The sequence below is a fragment of the Mesorhizobium sp. P3_A2 genome (genome assembly GCF_056403115.1).
Genome location: NZ_JBFUGC010000012.1, coordinates 165994 through 189535, shown reverse-complemented (window position 1 = coordinate 189535; position 23542 = coordinate 165994). Strand labels below are relative to the sequence as shown.

The window sequence follows — 23542 nt, the reverse complement described above, 5'->3', positions numbered from 1 at the left end:
GTCCGTGCTACCCGCCGAGGCGGAAATATTTGGCGGTCGCCGAAAATGCCGAGGTCCTGGCGCCGATCTCGTCGAGGATCCTGGGCAGCAGCACCGAGGCCGGCGTCGGCGTCGTGAAGTCCGCCGCCTTGATCTCGTCCGGACCGGTGATCACCATGATGATCTGCGGCAGCGCCTTGCCTACCGCCTTGTCGGCGGCGCCGAGCCCGATCGGGATCGAGAAGGTCGCCTTGTCGGCTTGTGCGACAACACGGTCGTCGAGGTTGAAGGCGATGCCCCTGTGGTCGATCAGGATCACGCTGGACACCAGCCCGCCGCGCGTCACCAGCGTGCCGTCGATCGCCGAACCGTCCGGCACTGAAGTCTGGTCGAGCACCAACTGCGGTCTGTCGGCCGTGCTTGCCCCCATGAAACGCAGGAAACCGGTGATCCCGCATTGCGTGGGCTGGATGAGGCGGACGCTGATGTCCGGCTCGACATGGAACTTCGCCTGGAACTCCCCGAGCAACTGTTCGAAAGGCGGCACCGACGTGCCGAAGCCTTCAATCGCGACGCCCTTGTTGGTGACCGATGTCACCGTCGCGTAGAAACAGTCACCACCATTGAACGCGCTTACCCAGGTGACCCGCTCCGCGGCCGCACCGGCCGGCGGCGGCACCTCTGGTTTGGGCACATTCATGGCAATGTCGGGCTCTGCCGGCCTGTCGGCCTGCTCACCGCTGGCGATATCGGGCTTGCTTGGCTTGGGCTCTGCGGTCGGTTCAGGCGCCTGCGTGTCGGGCTTGGGCGCCTGTGCGGTCGGTTCAGGCGCCTGCACCTCGGGGGCTTGAGCGGTGGGTCCCGGCGTCGGAGCCACGGGTTTGGGTGCCTCGGCCGTTGGTTCAGGTGTTTGCGTGATCGGCTCTGTTGCCTTGGTCTCTGCCGACGGGCTGACAGGCTCGGGTTTCTCTGCGACATCGGGCTGCGTCGGGTTGGAAGGCGGTTGCAACGAGACCGTCTTGTCGGTTGGTTCGGCTGGCTGCGGGACTGTAGTGTTCGGCGCGACCGGCGGCGTCGGCTGCGGTGCGACCGGCGCTTTGGCCTGATCTTCAGCCGGAGTCTCTGCCGGTTGCGGCTTTGGCTCTTCCACCGGCGCAGTGTCCGGCGGGGGCTTGTCCGCGACGATCGGCTTGGTCAGATCGGGCTGGAGCGGCGGTGTCTTGCCGGTATCGATGGCGCGAGGCCGGTCTCCGAAACCCAGGATGCCCGATGCATAGAGTCCTCCCAGCGATGCCACGACAACAGCCGCCAGCGCCGCGATCGTCAGGCTTCGGCCTTTCGTAGCAGGCTTCGTCGGTGTGCTTGCTCGCCTGGGAATTTCAGCTGCCGGCTTCGGTTGCGACAGAAGCGCTGGGCGCACGTGTGGCACGAAGGATGGCTCTGCCGTGCCGCTTGCGGGGACCGCACTGGGGCCCTGCGAACCCTCGACCTTCGAAACCGGACCGGCGGTCTGCCCGGTTCGCGGCAGACCCGGCCGCGGCGCAAGCGAAGCCGGCGGCAAGGTGGCGTCATCATCGTCGCGGGTCATCCTTGCGATTTCGGCCATGCTGGCCGGCCGTTGTTGCGGATCGGGCTGCAGCATCGCTTCGACGATGTCCCTGAAATCGGCATCGATCCCGGAGAGATCAGGCACGCTCCGCCGCTTTTCGACGATCTCGTATTGCGAGCCGCCCATGTCGATCGGCTTGCCAAGCAGCGCCGCCGCCAGCACCAGCCCCAGGCTGTAGATGTCGGACTGTTCGCTGACCTCGCCGCCATAGAGCCCGAGCTGCTCTGGGGAGACATAATTGTATTTTCCGGCGAACTTGCCGCCGATCAGCGTCTCGCCGCCGACCGTCGCCGATCGCGCAATACCGAAATCGATGATCTTGGCGCGATCGACCCGTCCGCCCGGCAGGATGATGTTGTCGGGCGAAAGATCGCGGTGGATGGCGCCGGCCTGGTGCACGGCGCTTAAGCCCGATGCCAGCCGGTGGCACAGCTTGCGCACATCCTGCGTCGCCATCGCGCCGCCGCGCATGACGTCGTAAAGCGACTGGCCGTCGACGAATTCCATCGCCAGATAGGGCCGCCCTATACCGGGATCGATGGTGAAGACGTGATAGCGCACGACAGCGTCATGCGACAAATGGTTGAGGATCGAGGCTTCCTTGCGAAACAGCGACAGGATCGTCTGGTCGCGGGCGAATTCCGGCAGCACGATCTTGATCGCGACATGATCGCCGGTCTGGATGTTGTGGCCGCGATAGACCTCGCCCATGCCACCCGAGGCGATGCGTTCGTCGAGCTCGTAGATGCCGCTGAGCTGAGTGCCGACGCTGGTATCCGCCATATTGGGCAACAGCCGCGTCTTGTCGTCGGAGCTCATCGGTCGTGGCCTCCTGCTCGGGACAGGCCATTGCCTTTGTCTCTGATCTTGACCAGAACGATGGTGACGTTGTCGGTGCCGCCGCGCTCAAGCACCATTGCGAGCAGCTTTTCGCAGGCAGCCTGCGGCGCTGCCGAGAGCACTGCTGCCGCAATCTCCGCATCGCTGACATGCGCCGTCAGCCCGTCAGTGCTCAGGATGAAAATGTCGCCCGCCAGCGTCTCGCCTTGCTGGAAGTCGATGGCGATGTCGTCGTTGACGCCGATGGCGCGCGTGATGACGTTTCGGCGCGGCCAGTTCTCCGCCTCGGCGGCGCTGATCGCGCCGCTGTCGAGAAGCTCCTGAACCTCGGTGTGGTCGCGCGAAATCTGCGAGATCGCGCCGTCGCGCACGAGATAGACGCGGCTGTCGCCGGACCACAGGCAGGCGAACCTGCCGTCCATGGCCAGAAGTGCTGCAACGGTGGAGCCTATGGTCACGCCGCGCGAGCGCGAGATACGCCGGATCTCGGCATGGGCTCGGTTCAGCCGGTCCTCGAAGCGCGCGCGCAGATCCGGCGCCGAGCTGGCGATGCCGATCGTTGCCAGATGCTCGACAATGCTCGCCGAGGCGACCTCTCCGGCTTCATGCCCGCCCATGCCGTCGGCCACGACCCACAGGCCGATCTGCGGCTCAACCAGATAGCTGTCTTCATTGTGGTCGCGCACGCAGCCCTTGTGGCTAACGCCGTAGCTCTCAAAGGCGGCACCGCTCACTTGCCTACCCTCCGCAACGCCTTGGCTGACGTGCCTGGCCAGTCTGCCACAGCCCCATGCATTAGAGTATCGAAATCTAGGCCGCCGATGACGGACGGTGTGGTGCAGCCGCTGTCTCTACGCCCTGCAATCGCCGGTCCTGCCATGCAATTCCGCATCAGAAGGCCTTCGGACAGCTGAACGCGGAGAGCGCCGGCAGCGTGAATGGGTTGCCGTCCTCCCCGGTCTTGATCGTGTAGGCGACATCGCGCCCGCCGATGACGAAATGCGCTTCGAGACTGTCGCCATTGGCGGTGACCTGTCCCTTGTCCAGCAATCGTTTCAACGCCCAGGGGCCGTCGAACTTGATTGCGGATTCGCGTCCCGGCAGCTCTGGCGTCAGGCTGAGACTGGCTGAGCCGGTCTTGCCCGGCCACGGGATCAGGCCCGGCGTGTTGCCGGCCTGGGTGGCTTGCAGCACCTGGCCATCGATATTGAGCAGCGCCATGTCGGCATCGCCATGCAGCGAGAGCGGCGTGAAGGTGATGTTGATCGACGGCACCGGCCCGCCAAGCGGAAAGAAAGCCGCGCGAATTTGTGCCGCAAGCTGGAAGTTCCTGAGCGTCGATTTCGCCAGATTGCGGCCGAACTTGGTGTCCTGTTTCCAGTCCCAGTCCTGGCCGCTCATGTCGACCAGCGACGCCAGGTTCTGCGCGAAGAACCGGTCCAGAACCCCGCCCGGAGAAAACAGCCTGGCAAAATCCGCCATCGCGACATCGTCGGTGCCGGCAGGGGCGAATGGAAAGCGCCCCGCAATCACCTCTTCGCACGGACGGCCGACGGTCTCTTCCAGCATTTCGTTGAGATGCGTGGTCGATGTTTCGGCGACAGTGCCCTCGAAATCATCCGCCGCCGCACTCACCATCCTGGCCAGCGCCTTCGGCAGCCGCGAGGCGTTGGCGCGCAGCGTTGATATCTGAAGCTGCAGATTGGCGTTGGCCTGGTCCGTCTGCGCGGGGACATCAGCCGCCAGCCGCACGCTTTGGTAGATTTCGCGGAAATTCTGGGTCAAGGCATCGAGCGGCCGCTGGCCGGGTGCGCCGGCCACCAAAGCCTGAACGGACCGGAACTGGGCTTCGATGTTGGCGCCCGGATCCTGGCTCTGCGTGCTGACAAAGGCGGTCCCGGCCCGGCTTTGCGATTTGCGCGCCGCGAGCTGGATGCCGATGCGGGCGAGGCCCTTGGCGCGGGCGGCGGCTTCCTGGTCGCTGTCTTGAGACGCAGCCGGATTGCGCTCCTGCGTCAAAGCCGTTTCGCGCGCGATCGCCTCGAACAGCTGCATCAGCGGCGAGCTCGGCGAGCCGGCCGCGGAGAGCGCCAGATATTGCGGTTTGTCGGCGGCCATCGCCTTGAACTTCAACCTGTCGAGGACCTCGTTCCACGCCGCCGCAAAACCCTTGCCATAGCGATCGAGAAGCTCGGGGCCGAGCTTGAGTAACTCCTGGTCGAAGCCGCCTTGCTCTCCGCTGCTGCCGATCACCCATTGGTCGTCGACCAGCGCCTGCGCCACCTTGGCGAGCTGCGCCAGATAGAAATCGAAGCCGGCATGGGTGTAGAGACCGGGGACGCGAAGCGAGGCCAGGTCGTTGGCGTCATTGCGCTCGAACAGTACCGGCGCTTCTGGGCCGGCCTGCTGCGACACCGAAAAATCGTCCAGCGCTGCCGCATAGGTGGCCGACTGGATGAGCGCGGTGGCGCGGTCGGCGAGCGTCATACGGCCGAGCGAGCGCTGAGCGGATTCGACCAGCGAACGGTTGAGTTCGAAGGTGGGGTCCTGGTCGTCATCAAGCGCCAGCATGGCGCGCAGATGCTTCTCCAATTGCGCCCGCCCGTCGCGATTGTGGGCGCCGGGGTAGCGGTTCTGCTCCCAGTCGCGCTTCAGCCAGGTGACGACCAGTTCGTCATCGACTTTCGGCGCCTTGCCGCCAAGCATCAGGTAGATTTTCAACGGCTCATACAGCGCCATCGGATCGGCCATCTTGGCCTCGATCGTGCGTTCGAGCTGGAACAGCAGGCGCGAGCGGAACATCCGCTCCAGCCCCTGCCGGTAGGCGGTCTCGGAGGCGGACAGGATACGCTCACGCTGGCTGAGGCCGAACGTCGCCTCGGCCGGCGTCGGCTGGTCTTTTGCGTCATAGCCGACCGGCAGGCTGCGCAGCGCATCGAGCGCGCCGATGACGGTTTCGAGGTCCGCATCCGACACCGTTGTGTTCGCAAGCAGCGGGGCGGCTGTCTGGCGATATTGGCCGGCCGCCTGGCTGGTGGCGGCGACCAGCGATTTGTTTGTCGTGAAGCTCAGGCCGAGAACGCCAAGCCCGGCGATCGCTGTGGCCGCAATCGCCGCCAGACCGGCATAGCGGGCGATCGTAGCTCGTCTGTCGGCTGCCTTGTCATAGGACACCCAGCCGGACTCCGCGAAAATCACGCGGCTCAACAGATCGTGCAGGAAGAAGCTTTTGCCGGTGCCGGAAAGATGCGCCTGGGCGTTCTTGCCGAAACTGCGGCCGATGCTGCCGAGCAGCTGGTCGATCGGCGTGCCTTCCTGGGTGCCGGACGAAAAATAGAGACCGCGCAAGGGCGCGTTCAGCTGCTTGCGCGTCGGCTCGAAGACGCCGTCGAGGAAATGCACGATCCGACCTTTCAACGCGCCGAGCTGCGCTGCAAAGCCGAAAATGGCGATACGGGCGACGGGATCGGTCTCCGCCTGCAGCCGCTCGCTCATCTCCTCGCTCAAGCGCTTCACCAGCGCGTCGAATTCGGCCGGCGCCTCGCCAACCATGTTCAGGCCGCGCTCCGCGGTCTGGAAGGTTGCGCCCCATACTTGGCGCCGGCGTGCTTCGTCGAAACCGCCGAAAGTCTCCATGAATCCGGAGACCAGGTCTGCCTTGGTGAACAGCACATAGACCGGAAAGCGGACTTTCAGGACCGCGTGGATTTCCTGCAATCGGCTGCGGATCTCCGCGACATGGGCCGCCTGCTCGCCGTCCGCCATCAGATCGGCAAGGCTGGTCGCCAGGATGACGCCGTTGATCGGCTGCCTGGCCCGATGCCGCTTGAGCAGCGACAGGAAGGCCAGCCAGCTTTTGGCGTCGGTCCGCGCGTTGGAGTCCTGCGTCGTGTAGCGCCCGGCCGTGTCGATCAGCACCGCCTCATCGGTGAACCACCAGTCGCAATTGCGCGTGCCGCCGACGCCTGCCACAGGCTGCGCCTGGCCCGATCCGGCGAGCGGAAAGTTCAGCCCGGAATTGACCAATGCCGTGGTCTTGCCCGCCCCCGGCGGGCCGATGACGATGTACCAGGGGACGTCGTAGAGGAAGTTGCGCTTGCCGCTCGACTGTCTGAGCGTCGCAACCGCCTCGTTCATGCGGGCTTCGAGAAGCTTTGCGTCGCTGCCGTCATCCTCGGCGCTCGCCATGGCGGCTTCCAGCGCCTTCTGCGCCTTGCGCCTTCGCCAGAACCGGATCGCGTAGATTATCGTCACCGTACCGACGACGGCGCCAATGATCACCGCGCGCAGCCAGACCGAGTCCAGCGGCCGGGCGCCGGCAAAGCGGATCAACGGGCCCGCGAACCAGACCGCGGCGGCAAAGCCGGCCAGCGCGAGCGTTGAGAAGATGCGCAGCAGCCAGCCGGTCACAACGTCTCCTCCCGCGGGATCATCACATCGACACGGCGGTTTTTGGCGCGGCCCTCCGGTGTTGCATTGTCGGCGATCGGCTCGTCCTCGCCCTTGCCCTCGACCTTTGTCCGCGACGGATCGCTGAAATGCGCGGCGATCATCTTTTCGACCGATTGGGCGCGGGCGACGGAGAGGTCGAAATTCGACTTGAAGGCGCTGGTCTTCTTCGGCTTAACGTTGTCGGTGTGGCCGACGATCCGGATCGGCCCACGCTCGGCATCGAGGGCAGCCGCGATGCGAGCGGCCACGGGTTCGAACTCGGCTTTGACGTCGGCTCGTCCGGACTGGAACAGCAGAGCGTTGCTGATTTCCACGACGATGAAATCGCCCTTGGTGCCGACACTGACGCCGCCGGCTTCGATCTCCTTGCCCAGCGCGGCGCGGATGCGATCGACCTGCGCGATCGTCGCTGGCGCCGCGACGACTTTCACCTCCTTGGTCAGCGGCACGAATCCGGTGCGCTCGATGGTGACCGGCGTTGCCGGATTGAGCGCCAGCAATTCGGCGGCGACGGCCTCGCCATCATTGGTGATGAGAACCCGCAGCGTGAAAAAGGCTGCCGTCAAAACCGCCGCCGTCGCTGCGGCGATGGCCCAGAGTGGGATTCGCCTGGAGCCTTGCGCTGACGTCAGCGACAGGCCTTGCCAGCGCGGCGAGATGTCGTCGTCACCGGGGACGCGGAAATAGGCCAGCGTCTCGTAGACGTCGCGGCGGACACGCTCCAGGCCCTCGCGCGGCTGGCCGCGATACTGGCCTTCGAAACCAAGCGACAGGCAGACATGCATCAGTTCGATCAGATTGCGATGCGGTTCCGGCGTCGCCAGCACTGTGTTCAGCGCCTGGAAGAAACCGGCGCCGGTGGGTTTGACCTGGAAGAAGCGCTGCAGCATGCAGTGCTGCGCCCACGCATCCCGGCCGGAGCCGGGCAGGTTGGCGATGATATCGTCGGCGGTTTCGCAAAGCACATAGCTGGCGATGCGCGCATCCTCTTCCGACGTATCGGTCCTGGCGATCTTGCGGTCGAACTCCTCGATCAGGCCGGCGACATGCTCCGCCAGCGGTTCAGCCTGTCTTTCGAGGGCCACCAGTCGCAGGTGACCAAGCAGCATCAGCAAGGGCGCCGCGGCAGCAACGATCGGGTTGGCCGTTCCATAGTCGACGCCGTCGCTGGCGCCGAGCAACGCATCCCACGGCGTTTTCCCCACCGTTGCGGCCGAACCGTGAAACGACGGATCGGCGGGCGCTGCGGCGAAAGGCTCGCCTTGATAGATCACGGTCCCCGTGATGTCGGCCTGCGGTGGCGGTTGGCGGCCGGCGTTGGGATCGAAAACTGTCGATTCCGGGATGCTGGCAGGGGCGATCACGGTGCTGCCGGGCGTCGGCGCATCGCGGGCGAGAACCGTTTTTTGCTTGCGGCCGGGGTTGGCGCGGCTGGGGCGGATGACGGTTTTGCCGGCCGGATCGAAAGGATCGTCCTTCGAGCTCATCGCCGATCCCCGCCTCTACGCCCGTGCGGCCGCGCGACGCACGGCGCTGCGCCCGCGCGAACGCGGACCGCAGGACGCTATCTCGCCGTGACATGACATTCGCCGCAGACCCCCGAGGTCGACCAACCGTACCCGCGCGCTCAATTGTCGTATGTGATCGTAGTCTCAGAAGGTTCCGATTGAAACCCGGCGCAATTTTGGTCGCCAGTTGCCGGATCGGCTTGATGGCAGGCGAGGTCAGCTCTTGCCTGGCGGTTTCTGTTTGGCGGCCTTGGTATAGGCTTCGCTGAAATAGGTGAGGAATATGTCCAGCAGGCCGTTTTCGTGCGCCTCCTCCTTGGCTCGCCAGGTCGCGACCAGCGCGTCCCAGGCGCGCGTTTTCTTCGAGGCAAAGGAAGACGGCGGCAGTTTTTTGGCGATAGCCTCGGGCGACAAATCGTCGAGCAGCCGCGCCAGGGCTGCCTGCATGGCGGCGAAAGTGGCGAACTCATGCGCCTTGAGGTCGTGGAAAGCGTCTTCGATACTGTGCCTGGCGTCGAGATAGCCGGCCCTGCGGCGGGCAAACATGATGTCGAGGATTTCGTCCGTCCCGGGCACGAACTTCAGCGGATTGTTGTCGGTGGCGTTGATCATGGTCCGGTCGCTGGTCTTGGCCAGGACTTTCGCCGCGGCGCGCGCTTTCAGCAGCAGCACCAGTTCGTCGACGACGATCCGCAATACGGCGCCGATCTCGCCGGCCACCTCATTCGGCTGGCGCAGCAGAAGCACTTCCGGCGGGATTCCGGCACCGGCGGCAATCGCGCGCAGGATCTCGTCGGCTTGCTGTGGCCGGCTGGAGACCGAAGCCGGTGGCGCGGTCGGTGACCGTGGCGCAGCGACATGGTCCGGGAAGGATCCGGCCACGGGCATCTGCCGTTGCGTCGAGCCATGGCCACCGAAGGCTGCGTTCGCGTCATCGATCGAAACCGAGACGATATAGCGCCCGATCCGGAGCCGGTCGCCTTGCGCAAGCCGGTGCGGGCCGGTCAGGCGCTGGCTCGAGCCGTTGACGAAGGTGCCGTTGCGCGAGACGTCGTAGAGAAAGAAAGCGCCGCCTTCATAGCGGACTTCGCAGTGCCGGCCGGAGATGAATTTGTCCGGATCGGGCAAAGTCCAGGCGCAGTGCTCGCGCCCGATCTCGAACCCGCGGTCGCGCGATGCGTAACCGGGCGGCAGCCCGGCAGGCAGGACATCGACATTACTGATCTGCAGCCTGATGAACATGCAATATGGCCTGTCGACCGCTGGCGTTCCCATTGATCCGATGCGCCGCAGTCTAGCAGCTTGCGGGCACAGCGGGAGAGCGGCGTTTCACACTGGCGAAAGCGGCGCAAACAGGGCCTGTCTGCCGCTTGTCCTCTTTGGTCTGCCACGGAACATGTGGTAGGCTCAACACGGCCTGGGGTGACAAGGTGCGAAATGTCCCTGAACGTGAGGTCGTTAACACAAGAAGGGCTGCGAACCTGCCACACTAGCGTCCAGGAGGGGCACGACCCATGCCGAGTGAACAACGCGCCGCACTTGTGCAGACGCCGGTCGGCGCCGAGCTGTTGACCTTTACGCATCTCGTCGGCCGCGACGAGATCAGCCGCTGTCTTGCCTACACCGTGGGATTTGTCAGCACCAATGCGGATATCGATCCGCTGAAGATGCTGGGTGGGGTCGTCTCTATCGAAGGCGAGTCCGATCCCAAGCGCTGGTTCAGCGGCCTTATCGCCGAGTTTCGTCTCACCCGCATCGAGGATCGGATGGCCTATTACGAAGCGGTCGTCAGGCCGTGGCTATGGTTCCTCGGCAACACCACCGACTGCCGCATTTTCCAGGACAAGACCGCCGTCGAGATCGTCGAGGAGATTTTCTCCAAATATGGCGGCATTGCCAAGTTCGAAAAGCGACTGCAGGGGTCCTATCCACCGCGCGAATATTGCGTGCAATATGACGAGAGCGACCTCGATTTCGTCCAGCGGCTGCTCGAGCACGAAGGCATAATGTACTTCTTCGAGCACGCCGAGGGCGAGCACAAACTGATCCTGGCCGACGCCATGAGCAAGCTGAAGCCAGCGCCGGGTTACGAGACTGTGCTCTATCAGTTCGAGGGACAGGGCTCGCGCCGCGACGTCGAATACATCACCGAGTGGATTCCAGGCAGCGCGGTGCGCCCGGGCGCCTATGCCCACACCGACTATGACTTTGAGAAGCCGGCCGCCGACCTGATGGCGAAGTCGGCGCAGCCCTTCGGCCACAAGCAGGCGGCCGGCGAGAACTATCGCCACCCCGGCGCGCATCTGGAAGTCGGCCGCGGCGACAGCCTGGCGGCGATCAGGCGCGAGGAGATCCAGGCGCCGCATATGCGCATTGCCGCGGTCGGCACGGTGCGCGGCCTGTTCTCCGGCTGCACGTTCAAGCTCGACGGCTTTCCGCGCAAAGACCAGAACAAGGAATATCTGGTGGTCAGCGCCGAATACCGGCTGTTCGATCCGGGCTACCGCGCCGGCGTCGACACCGATGGCGAGAATTTCAAGGTGGTGCTCGGCGTGGCGCCGACTTCGGTGCCTTATCGGCCGCCGCGGATCACGGCGCGGCCGATCATGCGCGGGCCGCAGACGGCGACGGTCGTCGGTCCGTCGGGCGAGGAAATCTTCACCGACAAATATGCCAGGGTGAAGGTGCAGTTCCACTGGGACCGCCTCGGCAAGAAGGACCAGAAAAGTTCCTGCTTCGTGCGGGTGTCGCAGACCTGGGCCGGCAGCGGCTGGGGCTTCATCCAGATCCCGCGCATCGGCCAGGAAGTGATCGTCGATTTCATCGAAGGCAATCCGGACCTGCCGATCATCACCGGCCGGGTCTACAACGCCTCGCAGATGCCGCCCTACGGGCTGCCCGGCAACGCCACGCAGTCGGGCTGGAAGTCCAATTCGTCGAAGGGCGGTGGCGGCTACAACGAGCTGATGTTCGAGGACAAGGCCGGCTCCGAACTGGTCAACTTCCAGGCGCAGAAGGACCACAACCTTCTGATCAAGAACGATCGCACCAAGACGGTGCAGCACGACCAGTCCGACCGCATCGACAACAACGCCAAGCACTCCGTTGGCAACAACCTCGACGAGGACGTCGGCAACAACAAGACCGTCAAGGTCGGCGTCGACCAGACCACGAATATTGGTAGCAATGACTCCGAGACGGTCGGCGCTAATCGCTCACTGAAGGTGGGCTCCAACGAAACGATCAACATTGGGTCGAACTCGACCGAGACGATCGGCGCCAGCCACACACAGACCGTCGCGCTCGTCCAGACGGTGACCGTTGGCGCGGCGCGAGTCGATTCTGTCGGTGCCGCCGAAACCCGAAGCGTGGGTGCGGTACAGACGAACACCATCGGCGCGTCGCGGTCAGTCACGGTGGGGGCGGGGCAGAGCCACAGCATTGGGGCGTCGGATAGCTGGTCTATTGCTGCGGCTCAAAGCGTCAGCATCGGTGGAGGCCATAGCGAGTCGATAGGCGGCGATCAAAGTTCGAGCGTTGGTGGCGGTCGCAGTGCCACGATCGGCGCGGACGATTCGAATTCGGTGTCCGGCGGCTTTTCGTTGTCCGTCGGCAAGGACAGCAACATATCGGTTACCGGAGGCGAGACAATCAAGGTCGGCAAGAAATTCGTGCTCGATGCAGCTGATGAGATTCTTCTAAAATCCGGTTCGGCCTCAATCCTGATGAAGAGTGACGGGACCATCGTCATCGACGGCAAGGACATTTCGGTGAAGGGGTCCGGCAAGATATCCATCAAGGCCTCGAGCGACATCACGATGAAGGGCTCGAAAATCGGGGAGAACTAGAACATGGCAAAAGTTCGTGATCGCGTCGATGGCGTCGTAATCGGCCAGTTTCTCGGTTTCGGCGAAGACGGTCCCCTGGTGGTGTTTCCGGGCAATTCGAAGGAAACCGCATTGACGGCGCGCAGCCTCGCCGAACTGTCGTCCGATATGATCGGGCAGGAGATCGCGCTGTTGTTCGAATGCGGAGATGCCCGGCGGCCCCTCATCGTCGGGCGCATCGTGGAACTGGCACGCAAGCCTGTGGCACCTGAAGTCATTCGCGATGGCGAGCGTGTGCGGGTTCACGCCGAAGAGCGGATTGAATTACGCTGTGGTAAGGCAACAATCCTGATGGAGAAGGACGGTCGCATCACTATCAGAGGTACGTTCGTCACCAGTCACGCCAGTGCCGCCAACCGTATCCGCGGCGGCTCGATCGACTTGAATTGATGATGGTTGCCGGAAGCCAACAATCCGACGGCGCCATTGAACGTCGCATCGTGCAGGATGTTGTACGTCAGCATGCCGAACAGGCGGCTTTCTTCTGGGCGCAGCGCGACACGTTGGCCGCCGAGGATCCACCTGACGGAAACGTGGTCGCCGGCGTCGACAGGCGGCTTGAGCCGAACCTTGACGGGCTGCGCATTTCCGGGACAGCCGCGTGGCCGTTCATTGAGGCCGCCTATGAGGATTTCCCCGAAAAGGGAGAGCTATTCCTCTTCGCATGGCTGGCAATTGAGCAAGGCGACGACAGCAAGGTCCGGCAAGCCGTTGAACTCGGCCGCGCGTCGGATGATGATGCACGGGGCCTGGTCGGAGCATTGGCTTGGCACAAGGCCGAAACGATCAGTCCCCTGGTGCGGCGTTGGATCAGCGCGCAAGACGCGTTCCTGCGCTACCTCGCCGTCGCGGCTTGCCGCGAACACGGCGTTGACCCGAAAGCCCTTTTGACGAACTTGTTGCGTGATCCCGACGGACGCGTACGTGCAAACAGCCTGCTTCTGGCGGGGGTGCTGAAGCGCGCCGATCTAACGCACGACGTTGTTAGCGCGCTGGACTCCGATGACGGAAGAGTGCGACTGTGGGCAGCCTGGGCACTCAACGAACTTGGTCGCGGGGACTTGGCGCGGGCGGAGTTGCAAAAGGTTGTGGCCGCAAATGGGCCGAATGCGCCGACAGCCTTGCGGGCCTTGATCAAGGCAGGACCACAGGACGACGTCCGCGCCTTCATGGGTGGCTTGCTGAAGTCGCCCGGCACGGCGCCGCTAGCCGTGCGCGGCGCCGGCATGTTGGGCGATCGCTCAATTCTGCCTTGGCTGGTGCAGCAGATGCGCACTCCAGCGCTCGCGGCGGCCGCTGGCGGGGCACTGCTCGAGGCCTTCCCGGAAGCACGCGGCATCGACGGCTTGTTCACGCTCGATCCGACCACGCTTGGGCCCGATTTCGAGAAACACTTCGGTGATTTTGCAGTGAAGGTGCCCGTGGCGGAGAACGTCAGGACGTGGAGCGACAGCGTGCTCCAGAAACAACCAAGAAGCGCGCCAGCTGCGCGACTTGAGCGATGAGCCGATCGATCAGGAACCCCGTGGGGTATCGAGAATTTCGGCGCAGCGGTCCGCCGTCATGATCGGCGCCAATGATGCGTCGGTCAGAAGCACAACTGGCGCAATCTGGGTTTCCTCCACCGGCCACCAATCGCCGATCCCGCCCCTTATGGCTGCCCATGCCTCGTCTGGCCGCGCGGCTTTGGCCAGCGCGGCGGCGAGGAACACGACGTTGTCGAAAATACCGGGCAGGGTGTTGTCGTTTTCAAATACCTGCACCGCACCCTCATGGTACTCATAGACTCGCGCCAGTGCGATCATATGATCGGCCCGTGCCTGCGAATCCGAAAACTTTTTCTTGCTGCCCTCAATCTTCGCCACTGCCTCCGCGAAGCGAACTGCGCCACCAAGTTGCGCACCCTGCGGCAAGCGAAAGTCCTCCGAGCCGCGCGACGCGGCGAACGCAGCCAGGCTTGCGAGTACCTTCAGAAGGTCGGCGTCCCCTTTCTTCCCTAGGCTGCGGCGGCCGATCTCGGCGATCTTTGCGGCCCGATCCCAGCTTTCGGTTTTGCGCGCCGCGAGCGCGCAGAGCGTGACCTGATCAATCTGAACGTCGAACGTCTCGAATTGGTCGAGTACGGCGACGGACGTCTCGACATGTCCGAGCACGTCGTCCCATCGGCCGCGGTACGCCGCGATCTCCGCGAGAGCCGCGGCGGCCCGGGCCGTGCCCTTGTCCACCAGGACCGCGAGTGCCTGTTCCGCTTCTCCGATGTCGCCGCCCAGGGCCTTCCTTTGTGCCGCCTCAAGCTGCGTCAACTTTGCCATTCGGGAATCTCCGGGTTAAATCTGTGGGCAATTTCGCGATGAAGGTCGTCATCGATTTCGAGGGTGTTGTCTTCGCTGACAAAAAAAGCACCTTCAGCATAACACGCGTCAATCGTCTTGATCATTGCCGTCAGGCTCTCATACTCCACAGGCTGTTGAGGCTCGCCGTGGATGAAGCCGATTATCTCTGCGGTTTCCTTCTTCTCGTCGCTGCACAAGGCGGGGTAGAAATCCCCGCCTCCGTCGGCAAACACCGGAAACCACCCTTCGCGCCACTGCGGCGCGTCCCGGCGTTCCATAAAAATTTCGACGGCTTCTTCCAGAGACAGCAGATAGAAACCGGGAAAGAAATAAACGGTGTCCAACTGGTCACCTTCGTTCACCCTGGTTCCGTTGCGCCAGCGATATAGTTGCTCCAGCTCCAGAGGAAGCAAGAACGGCAAGCGCGCCTCCCAGGCGCGGATGTCCACGCTGGACAGCCCGGGCTGGAGCAGAGCTGGTGTTGCGCGTCCCAGACGCGTCAGAAATTGAACGATCCGGTCCAGTTCTTCGATCATTGTAGGAGCCTGACTTTAAGTAATTTCCACCCAGTATGAATCGCCGTCGCCAATCCCGTTATTCTGATAGAACGACGAAAGTTTGCCGCCTTGGGCGTTCTGCTCCGAGACCGGAATCGCTGCGACCGCGGCTTTCGGCTTACCTGGAGGTTTGCCCCCCTGGGTCGAAGAGGCGAACGGAAATTCGTCGAGCGACGTGTTTTTCTTGCCTTTTTTCTCACCTTTGAGCGCGGCCCGCCGGTTTTTGCGAATTGCGCTTCGGCTTGTCTGACGCGTCAGCTTCTTCTTGCCGGGTCCCATCCGCTTCTTCATGTTGGCTACCTTATTAGGAAAGGTTGCCGAATCGAATACGACCGTAGGCAGCGGGGCCGGATTTGCATTCCCCTGCAGATCGACCGTATTTTTGTTGTTGTGATACTTCTTGTCGGTGTGGCGGCAGGCGTTCTTGCCGTCCATCTTGACGTTGAACGAGTAGAGTATCCAATCCGTTGCTTGTTTGAACGTATTGGATTTGACGCCGCCAACCGTTCCCGGTTCGTCACCCGTACTCATGCCGTATTGTGAGCCTTTGTTGGCAATCATGGCGCCGCCCTTGGCGAAGACGGTTGTTGTGCCATTCTGCAATGTGCTGCTCATTGCGAAGTTAGGATAAGGCAAGGGAACCGGTCCGCCCGGACTGGGAGTCTTGCAGACATCGGGAATCGTCGCCTTGGAGAATCCGGTGGACGATTTGTGGGTCAGGCCGAGGCCGTTGACGGTGATATGCGTCGGCATCAGGCAGCCTTTCGCATACCGCCGAGCAAAGCGGCTGCGCGAATGCCGTTCTCGGAACTGGCCCAGATCAGCGACAGGCGCCCGGTCTGATAATTGCGGGCTTCGGCTTCGGTCACGAGGCTGACAAACAGCGGTCCGCTCGCGGCACCCACATCGCCCCAGCAATCGGCAGGAGTCTCGAAATCGGCCGCATTCCTGAACCGCCCTGGATTGCGGATGGTTGCGAAGCCGTACTCGTTGGCTCGATAGCGTTCGCCGTTCATATCGCAGATGATCCGATCGACCGGATCGGTTCCGGCTTTTTCGAACAAGGTATGGAACGCCGCTCCAAGTCCTTCGCCAAGCACGACGGTCTCGGTTCGGATGCGGTTTTCCTCGTGCGCACCTTCAATGCCGATCAACTGGAGCAGTGGCGGGATAGCGTACTTGCGGGCGGTTCGCAGGGTTGTCATCAGGCAGAGTCCTGCCGCCTCCCCAGGGCAGAACCCATAGATATTGCCCTCGGAATGGAGCTGCTCATTTTCGTCCAGCCACAAGAGTGTCTCGGTTTGCAGATAGGTATCGACGCCGCCAGCCAGGCAGAATGTCGCGCTGCCTTCGCGCAGGCTTTTGGCCGCTTGCAGCATGGCGATCATGCCGCCGGCATGGCCTCCGGCAATGGAACTGCCGCCTGGGAACTCAGCGTACTGCAACAAACGATTGCGCAGTCGAGCATGCACTTGGACAGCGAAATCGCCATCCTGGCCGGGCCGCGGTTCTCCTGTCGCCACGATCAACGATACCGGAGCGTTGCTGATGGTGCCAAGCACCGGCCGCAATGCCTGCACTGCCGGATCGACAGCGATTGCGACAGCACGATCCGGGCCCTGCAGATGGAGGTCGATACCCATGTCGCGGGTGACCTTCATTTGCTCGCCGAAGCGGTCGATCATGGTGGGGTGTTGCTGGATCGCGGAAATACCGGCGCGAACTGCCGCTGCACTGGAAGCGGCGTCGAACCCCAACGGCGTTCGCGCGCCGATGCCGACGATGACGATGACATCGTCGCTAGCCATCGGCGAATTTCTCCGTCCAGACACCCATGCGCGTGGCGGCGGCCGCAACAGTTTGATGACGTATGCTTATGGTCGTGCTCTTCAGCCGTTCCTCGTCATAAGGCACGTACAGCGTGGTCATCCACGTAATGGAGAACTGACGCTTGTCTGGATTGATCCGTAGCGTATGGATCGCCGGCTCCTCATGTTGCCGGGAAGGTCGGTTATAGAACTCCGTATGTATGTCGAAGGCGATACGAGGCAGAACGAACTGGAAAAAACCATCACCAGTGAAGTTGCCCAGCCGCACGATTTCATAGCCGACAAGTGGCGTCCTGGTTCGCTGATCTTCCGGCGCGCATTGGTAGTAGGTTCGACTAAAATCCAAAGGCAGCAGCGGATCGCGCGTCTTCTGCCATTCATCGCCATAGGTGCCAGCATATTTGGCGCGCGGCATCCAGTGCCGCGCCACTGGACCGAAACCTGCAGGCCGGCCGCTTCGGTGGTCGCGGTAGGGTGAGTCAGGATATTCGAAGTTAGGGCCGGTTTTGCCGATCAAATGTTGTGGATCGACAGCGAAGCCGGTTCCCACCGGGTTTCGCCGGTCCCAATCGGGTTTGGAGGCCTGATTGTCCGTGCCGCCAAAAGTTCGCCGCCAAGAGATTGGAATCTGAATGAAGGGCTCTGGTCGGCTCATGCGCACCGATACCGGCCCCGGCATGAAAACACGGTTGCCAATCGCACGCACGCTCTTGTCCAATACGCCGTCTATCGCGATACGCGCTATCGACTCGATATTCGGTTGCTGATCGGGCGCATATACGTGGCCTTCAACAAGGACATCGGTGTGCTTCTTCTCGATGACGAGATCGTCGTCATCAAGCAATTCCAAGGCGTCAGCGCTGTGGATAGGAGCCATATTAACAGGGACCTGATCCTTTAGAAGTTGCTGCTTGCCGTCGGGGTCAAGTTCGAATGATGCTTTGATCGCGATCAGCCACCATTCATGACCGCGTTCGTCGCGGGTCCAAGCTTCCTGGGCGGCAAATGGCGTCTCGTTCCAGAGATTCCACATTCGAAATCACGCATCCTTACGCGATGATGAAACAGCGGGCCTTGACTGCCCTGGAAATAACTATCGATAGGGTCTGCGTCTGTGCCGGGTTTTACACATCGTCGAATTTGGCCCCATCAGCTGGTCTCCCAACTGCCGGCGAGGATCGTCTCCAGCGTCGCTTGCGGCGAGTGCGGGTCGATGTCGAAAATGTCGGAGTGCGCCGTCCACATCACCATGTCGGCAATCAGCTCTTCGCCCGGCTCGACCGACGGCACAGGCAGTCCGCCGAGCGCTGCGTCCAGTTCGTCGGCTGTCAGCTCGCCCCGCTGGGCGGCGGTGGCGGCCTCCTCGATTCCGGCAAACCATGCCTCGGCATGCGTCAGCGCGACAGGCGCTTCGGGTAGCAGGGCAACGACGCTCAAGGGGAATTTCCGGCCGACCTTGTCGGCGCTTTGCAGGATGATGCCCGCCGACGCGCCGAAGGAATTCGCGCCGGCCAGAAAGCGCAGCGCCGTGCCAGTGGCCCAGATGTCCTGGCCAAACAGCGGCACCAGATGCTGCGCCAGCCAGCGGTCCCACAGGCGCACGAACTCGCCCGTCAGCCGCCGGGTGACGAAGTCGCCGGTGGCGGGCATTTTGCCGTAGAAGCCGGGCAGGATCAGATCTGCGGCGGACATGAGAATTTCTTGAACATCTGGAGGTTGTAGGGATTTTCGACGCTTGCCGCCTTGAGCTTGAAGTCGGCATACATGCCTTTCGTACCCAGCCGCAGGCTGTAGACATCGGACAGCGAGGTGCCGGTAAAGCGACCGCCGCGCAGCATCCTCAGCCAGGCCCAGCTGCCGGTCTCGTTGAGCATGATCTCGGGCGAGCCGTCGATTGGCTGGAAGGCGAGCGAGATGACGCCGGTGCCGTCCTTGCCGGGCCAGGTCATTGGCTGCGGCCGCGTCGCATTGTTGAAGTAGACGAGGCTCTGGCCGTCGAGATTGAGGGTGACGCGGGTGACGTTGGGCGACAGGTCCGTCGGCTCCAGCGTGAACGCCATCACCGGACCTTGACCACCCGGGAAGAGATCGTCGCGGATGCGCCGCGCCTGTTCGAAGGCGGCAAGTGCTGACGGGTCGAGGCCGAAATCGGCGCGCCATTTCCACGGCTGCGCCGAGGTGTCGACATAGCTGATCAGATGGTCGTTGATGAAGCCGTCGATCATGCCTGCCGGTCCGAACAGGCGGGCGAAGTCGCGCACGTTGACGTCGACGGCGCTGTCGGGGCTGAACGGATAGCGGTCGTTGAGCGCGGCCTGGCAGAAGGGCAGGATGTCGGCACGCCATATTGCGTTGAGCTCGGAGGCCACGGCCTTCTGCGTCAGCCCGCTGGTGTCGCCGGCAATGCCGCTCAGCCAAGTGTTGACGGGGTCGGGCAGGATCTGCGCCTGCCGGGCCACTGCGCCGGTCAGCTCGGCCAGGCCGCCCTGTTTCTTGATCGCGTCCTGCGGGTCGGGATTGGCGGTGACCGTCTGCAGCACATTGGACAGCGCCGTCAGCGCCACCACCGCGGCATCGAGCGCCGGCGGCTGGCCATCGACCTCGGCAATCGTGCTCTTGAGCGGCTTGAAGTGCTCGGCCACCAGCGTGCCGGTCAGGTCGACTTCGCTGGCCGAGCCGGCGCGCGGCAACAGCTTGGCGCCGGTCTTGACGATCTTGCCCAGCTTGCCGAGTTTGCCCAGCAGTTTGGAGCCGCCCTTCGCCGCCGCCTTGTCGTCGGTCGCCGGCGCCTCGTCGGAGCGGGTAAGGTCGACCTCCTGGACCACCGCCGTCAACAGCCGCTTAAGCGCGGAATCGGCGCTGGAAAGGTCCTTCAGATTCTCGCTGGCAATGTTGAGGTCGCTGAGCGGCGCCAGCCGCATGTCACGCAGGAAGCTGTCCCACTGCGCGATGTAGTCGTCATAGTAGAGCTTCAGAATGTCTTCCGACAGCGCCGACACGGACGTTTCGGAATTCTCCGAGCAGCCACCGGCAAACACCGCGCGGTCGAGCGCCGCCTGGGCGGCGACATCCTCGACCCGGTCGAGGATCGCATCGTGGAAACCGTCATAGGTGAAGGCGCCTGATATGCCGACCCGGAGCGTCTTGTCGGAGCGTCGCGAAAACACCTTGGCGCCGTTCGGGCCGGCGAAATTGGCGGGGATCCATTCCTTCAATCCGGCCACCGCCGGGTCGGCCAGCAACTGCTTGTAGGCGCGCGCCGGCAGCGAGATCGTGCACACCGTCTTCAACGCTTCGGCGACCAGCGCCTGGTCGGGTGCGATGTAGCTGTCGTCGACCGCCATGCGGCGGATCGCGGCCAGCTGGTGTTCTTCCGCATCGGCGGTCGGGAAGGGTGCGGCCGGTGCGAATTCGGGCAGGTCGTTCACCCACCAATTCTCAACGAAATCCGAATCCATCTGCGACAGGCCGGTCATCATGCGGTAGGTCTTGAGCGCGCCCAGCATGAAATCCGGATCGCGGATCTGCCGCCACATCGTTGCCTCCAGCAGCGCCACCATGCGCGGCTCGAGCACGTTGCGCAAAGCATGGTCGTAGGTGTCGGTCTGCGCCCGCATCAGTTCGGCGGAAGCTGATGGCCCGAGCAGATCCTGCGCCTTGTCGGGCGGCGCAGTCCTGGCACTGGCGACCTCATCCATGGCGTTGAGGGCAACGTCCATCGCCGGCTGCTGCACCGAGGCGGGCGTCGCGGCGGCCGAGGTCAGCGGCGCCTGCAATGCCTCGAACTGGCCGGCCTGCGCGGCGATCGCATTGCGGTTGTCGTAGTAGGACCAGGTGAACAGCGAGCCGGCCAGGATGGCGGCAGCCGCGCAGGCTGCTGCGGCACCGCGCCAGATCCAGCTGCGACGGCGCTGTGCCAGCGGATCGAACGTGCCGAGCCCGGCCTCCTTGAAGATCACTTCGGTCAAAAGGTTCTTGAGGAAGAAGCTGCGCTTTTCAAAGCGCTGCGTCGGCATCGAGCGTCGCGCCGGCAGGCCGAAGGAAGAGGCGAGTGCAGCGGTGAGCCGGTCGATCGGCGCGCCTTCCTGGGTGGCCGAGGTGAGATAGACGCCGCGCAGCCACGCCGCCTCCTCGTAGCGGCTTTCGCCGAACATCGCTTCGACCAGCACCTGGATCGGCTCGGACAGGCTTTGCAGCTGCGCCGGGAAGCGGAATATCTCGGCGCGTTCGGCGAGCTTGTCTTCGTCTTCCAGCCGCGGCACCAGCCGCTTTTCCAACTCCCTCGACAGCGTCGAGATTTCGCCCGCGATCGTCTTGGCGTCGACGCGCGCGTTGAGCGGGAAGGTCGTGCCCCAAACCTGTTCGCGCGCCTGCGTCGACAGGCCGCCGAAGAAGGGCTCGAAGCCTCTGATCAGATCGGCCTTGGTCAGCATCAGATAGACCGGCAAGCGGATTTCCAGGCGTTCCTCAAGCTCGGCCAGTCGCCTGCGGATCTTGCGGCCATGCGCCTTGACGGCTTCGTCGCCTTCCGACAGCGCATCGATCCCGAGCGCGACGATGACGCCGTTCAGCGCACGCCGGCCGCGATGCTTCTTCAACAGGTCGAGGAAGCCCAGCCATTCGGCAGCGTCGACATCGGGCTGGCTTTCCTGCTGGACGTAGCGGCCGGCGGTGTCGATCATCACCGCGTTTTCGGAGAAGAACCAGTCGCAGTTGCGGGTGCCGCCAATCCCTTGCAGATCATCGGTCAGGTCGATCGGAAAGTTGAGGCCGGACTGGCGCAAGGCCGTCGTCTTGCCGGTCGCCGGCGGGCCGACGATCACATACCATGGCATCTCGCGCAGGAACTTGCGGTTGCCGAGCTTGCGCCGCTTCAGCTCGACCATCACGTCCTGGAATTTGGCGCCGACCGCGGCAACATTTTCCTCGCCGGGGCTGAGCCGCTTTTCCTCGACGGGTGCAGAAATCTCGGCGACGAACATGCGGTTGGCGCGGATCGCCCGGCGCTGCGCGACGATCAGCCAGATCAGCCAGAAGATCACCAGAAGCGCGATGATGACGATGCGCACCGTCTCCGACGCCATCGGCACATAGTCGCCGACCCGCACGATCGGGCCGAACACCCAGATGATCAGCGACAGCAGCGCCAGCCCGATCAGCGTCCACAGGAAACGCGAGGTCAGGACCGCCCAGAGGAAGCGCAGGATGAACATGTCACAGCCTCTTCTCGACCAGCACTTCGACGCGGCGGTTGAGCGCACGGCCTTCCCGCGTGGAGTTGTCGGCCACCGGATCGCTTTCGGCGCGGCCTTCGGACGATATGATTTCCTTCGGCACGCCGGCCTGCACCAGAAGCTCCGCTATGGTTTCGGCGCGGGCTTCCGACAGGCGTTGGTTGCTGGCAAGCGGGTTGGATCTTTGCAGGCGCACATTGTCGGTATGACCAACCACGGTGATCTTTCCGATCAGGTCCTTATTGTCCAGGATCACCTTGGCGATGGACTCAATCAAAGGCTCATAGCCCTGGGTGAGTGTCGGACGCGACGATTGGAAAAGTTCGGGGCTGGAAGCCTGGATAACCAGCTTGGCCAGCGAGACGCTCTCCGTGCCGCTCAGCGCCCTGCTCGTTTCCGCCGGCGCTGCCTTCTGGAATTCCGGTAGCAGCGCGTAGTCGACGGCAACCGGCAGAGGTGGCGGAGCGTCAGCCTTGGGTGCCGCGCGAGTGACGTCAGCCCGCGTCGGCGGCGGCAAAGCGCGCACCAGCGCCGAAAGCTCGACCGCCTGGCTGCTCAGGCCCATCGACAGGCCGACATGGATGGCTGTCGCGATCACCGCGGCGGCCACCGCCATCACCCAGATCGGCACGATGAAGCGCTGCGGTTCGTCGGAGGCAATCACGCCCCTCCAGTTGGGCGACAACGGTGCGCCTTCGGCGTCGTTGTCGCGCAGGAAACGCGCCGCCGCCACGCGCACGGCATTGAGCGAACGGTCGCCGGAGCGGCCGGGCACGCGGTATTTGCCGCGAAAGCCCAGCGCCATGCAGTGATATTGCAGCTCCAGCATTTCGCGGTCGCGGTTGGGATGGCGCTCGAGGTCTTCGAGACGAGCGAAGAATTGCGCGCCGGCATCGACGTCGCCGCGCAGCATCACCACCAGCGGTTGGCGCGGCCATGCGCTGGCGCCGCCCCACGGCGTGTTCAGCGCCAGATCGTCGAGCAGCGCCGCCACCAGCCACGCCGCCTGGTCGGCGCGCTCAAGCGACGAGCCTTGCGCCATGGTGGCGTCGCGGCAGCGCACGAGTTCGTCGAGCAGCCTCGTGCGCAGCGCTTCCGGATTTTCCGGCGGCAGCGCGTTTTCCAGTTCGGGCGCAAATTCCAGCAAGGGTGAGAACGCGTTGACAAGAACGTTCGGATGCGCACGCGATGAGCGCTTCGCTGTCACGCCCGACGCCGGCAGGGGCATGGCGCGCGGCGTCGGCGCTCCACTCAGACGGATGCGCGTGCGCTCCCGATCCTCGGACAGTCCGAATGGATCGTCCCTGCTCATCA

16 protein-coding genes are annotated in these 23542 nt (G+C 63.6%); 3 read left to right on the top strand and 13 right to left on the bottom strand.

Annotation, left to right across the window (positions count from 1 at the left end):
• Positions 1–7: 7 nt before the first annotated feature.
• From AC1DXM_RS25485 to tagH, 5 genes are all read right to left on the bottom strand, one after another.
• Positions 8–2407: a serine/threonine-protein kinase gene (locus AC1DXM_RS25485; RefSeq protein ID WP_477237351.1), complete on the bottom strand. Its 2400-nt coding sequence runs from the start codon at positions 2405–2407 to the stop codon at positions 8–10.
• The gene (locus AC1DXM_RS25480; RefSeq protein WP_477237349.1) at positions 2404–3162 is read right to left on the bottom strand and encodes a PP2C family protein-serine/threonine phosphatase; all 759 of its coding nucleotides are present in this window, start codon (positions 3160–3162) and stop codon (positions 2404–2406) included. The genes AC1DXM_RS25485 and AC1DXM_RS25480 overlap by 4 nt, the downstream gene beginning before the upstream one ends.
• Before the next feature lie 157 nt (positions 3163–3319).
• Positions 3320–6838 (bottom strand): type VI secretion system membrane subunit TssM, encoded by a 3519-nt coding sequence (gene tssM, locus AC1DXM_RS25475; RefSeq protein WP_477237347.1) that lies wholly within the window; start codon positions 6836–6838, stop codon positions 3320–3322.
• Complete coding sequence (tssL, locus tag AC1DXM_RS25470; RefSeq protein WP_477237345.1) at positions 6835–8367, bottom strand: type VI secretion system protein TssL, long form; 1533 nt, start codon at positions 8365–8367, stop codon at positions 6835–6837. The genes tssM (AC1DXM_RS25475) and tssL (AC1DXM_RS25470) overlap by 4 nt, the downstream gene beginning before the upstream one ends.
• A 237-nt stretch (positions 8368–8604) precedes the next feature.
• Positions 8605–9630, bottom strand: a complete 1026-nt coding sequence (gene tagH, locus AC1DXM_RS25465) for a type VI secretion system-associated FHA domain protein TagH (protein ID WP_477237343.1) — start codon at positions 9628–9630, stop codon at positions 8605–8607.
• Between the two features lie 272 nt (positions 9631–9902).
• Here tagH and AC1DXM_RS25460 point away from each other — a divergent pair, with 272 nt between their 5' ends.
• Genes AC1DXM_RS25460 through AC1DXM_RS25450 form a run of 3 tightly spaced genes read left to right on the top strand, consistent with a single transcriptional unit; the run spans position 9903 to position 13780 of the window.
• Complete coding sequence (locus AC1DXM_RS25460) at positions 9903–12236, top strand: type VI secretion system Vgr family protein (RefSeq protein WP_477237341.1); 2334 nt, start codon at positions 9903–9905, stop codon at positions 12234–12236.
• A 3-nt stretch (positions 12237–12239) separates the two neighbouring features.
• The gene (locus AC1DXM_RS25455) at positions 12240–12665 is read left to right on the top strand and encodes a DUF6484 domain-containing protein (RefSeq protein WP_477237339.1); all 426 of its coding nucleotides are present in this window, start codon (positions 12240–12242) and stop codon (positions 12663–12665) included.
• Entirely contained in the window at positions 12665–13780 is a 1116-nt protein-coding gene (locus tag AC1DXM_RS25450; protein ID WP_477237337.1) for a HEAT repeat domain-containing protein, read from the top strand. Before AC1DXM_RS25455 ends, AC1DXM_RS25450 begins: the two co-directional genes overlap by 1 nt.
• A 9-nt stretch (positions 13781–13789) precedes the next feature.
• Here AC1DXM_RS25450 and AC1DXM_RS25445 read toward each other — a convergent pair whose 3' ends face one another.
• The 8 genes from AC1DXM_RS25445 to tssL (AC1DXM_RS25410) form a co-directional block, all read right to left on the bottom strand.
• Positions 13790–14587: a hypothetical protein gene (locus AC1DXM_RS25445; RefSeq protein ID WP_477237335.1), complete on the bottom strand. Its 798-nt coding sequence runs from the start codon at positions 14585–14587 to the stop codon at positions 13790–13792.
• Positions 14575–15144, bottom strand: a complete 570-nt coding sequence (locus AC1DXM_RS25440; RefSeq protein WP_477237333.1) for an SMI1/KNR4 family protein — start codon at positions 15142–15144, stop codon at positions 14575–14577. The genes AC1DXM_RS25445 and AC1DXM_RS25440 overlap by 13 nt, the downstream gene beginning before the upstream one ends.
• 15 nt (positions 15145–15159) lie before the next feature.
• A complete protein-coding gene (locus AC1DXM_RS25435; protein ID WP_477237331.1) occupies positions 15160–15918 on the bottom strand; it encodes a PAAR-like domain-containing protein in 759 nt (252 codons plus the stop codon).
• On the bottom strand, positions 15918–16922 hold the full coding sequence (locus AC1DXM_RS25430; protein ID WP_477237329.1) for a beta-ketoacyl synthase N-terminal-like domain-containing protein: 1005 nt from the start codon (positions 16920–16922) through the stop codon (positions 15918–15920). Before AC1DXM_RS25430 ends, AC1DXM_RS25435 begins: the two co-directional genes overlap by 1 nt.
• A gap of 43 nt (positions 16923–16965) precedes the next feature.
• Complete coding sequence (locus AC1DXM_RS25425) at positions 16966–18027, bottom strand: DUF2169 family type VI secretion system accessory protein (protein WP_477237327.1); 1062 nt, start codon at positions 18025–18027, stop codon at positions 16966–16968.
• Positions 18028–18143: 116 nt separating this feature from the next.
• Positions 18144–18686, bottom strand: a complete 543-nt coding sequence (gene tagF, locus AC1DXM_RS25420; protein ID WP_477237325.1) for a type VI secretion system-associated protein TagF — start codon at positions 18684–18686, stop codon at positions 18144–18146.
• Positions 18668–22207, bottom strand: a complete 3540-nt coding sequence (gene tssM / locus AC1DXM_RS25415; protein ID WP_477237323.1) for a type VI secretion system membrane subunit TssM — start codon at positions 22205–22207, stop codon at positions 18668–18670. Before tssM (AC1DXM_RS25415) ends, tagF begins: the two co-directional genes overlap by 19 nt.
• A 1-nt stretch (position 22208) precedes the next feature.
• A complete protein-coding gene (gene tssL / locus AC1DXM_RS25410; RefSeq protein ID WP_477237321.1) occupies positions 22209–23540 on the bottom strand; it encodes a type VI secretion system protein TssL, long form in 1332 nt (443 codons plus the stop codon).
• Positions 23541–23542: the final 2 nt, after the last annotated feature.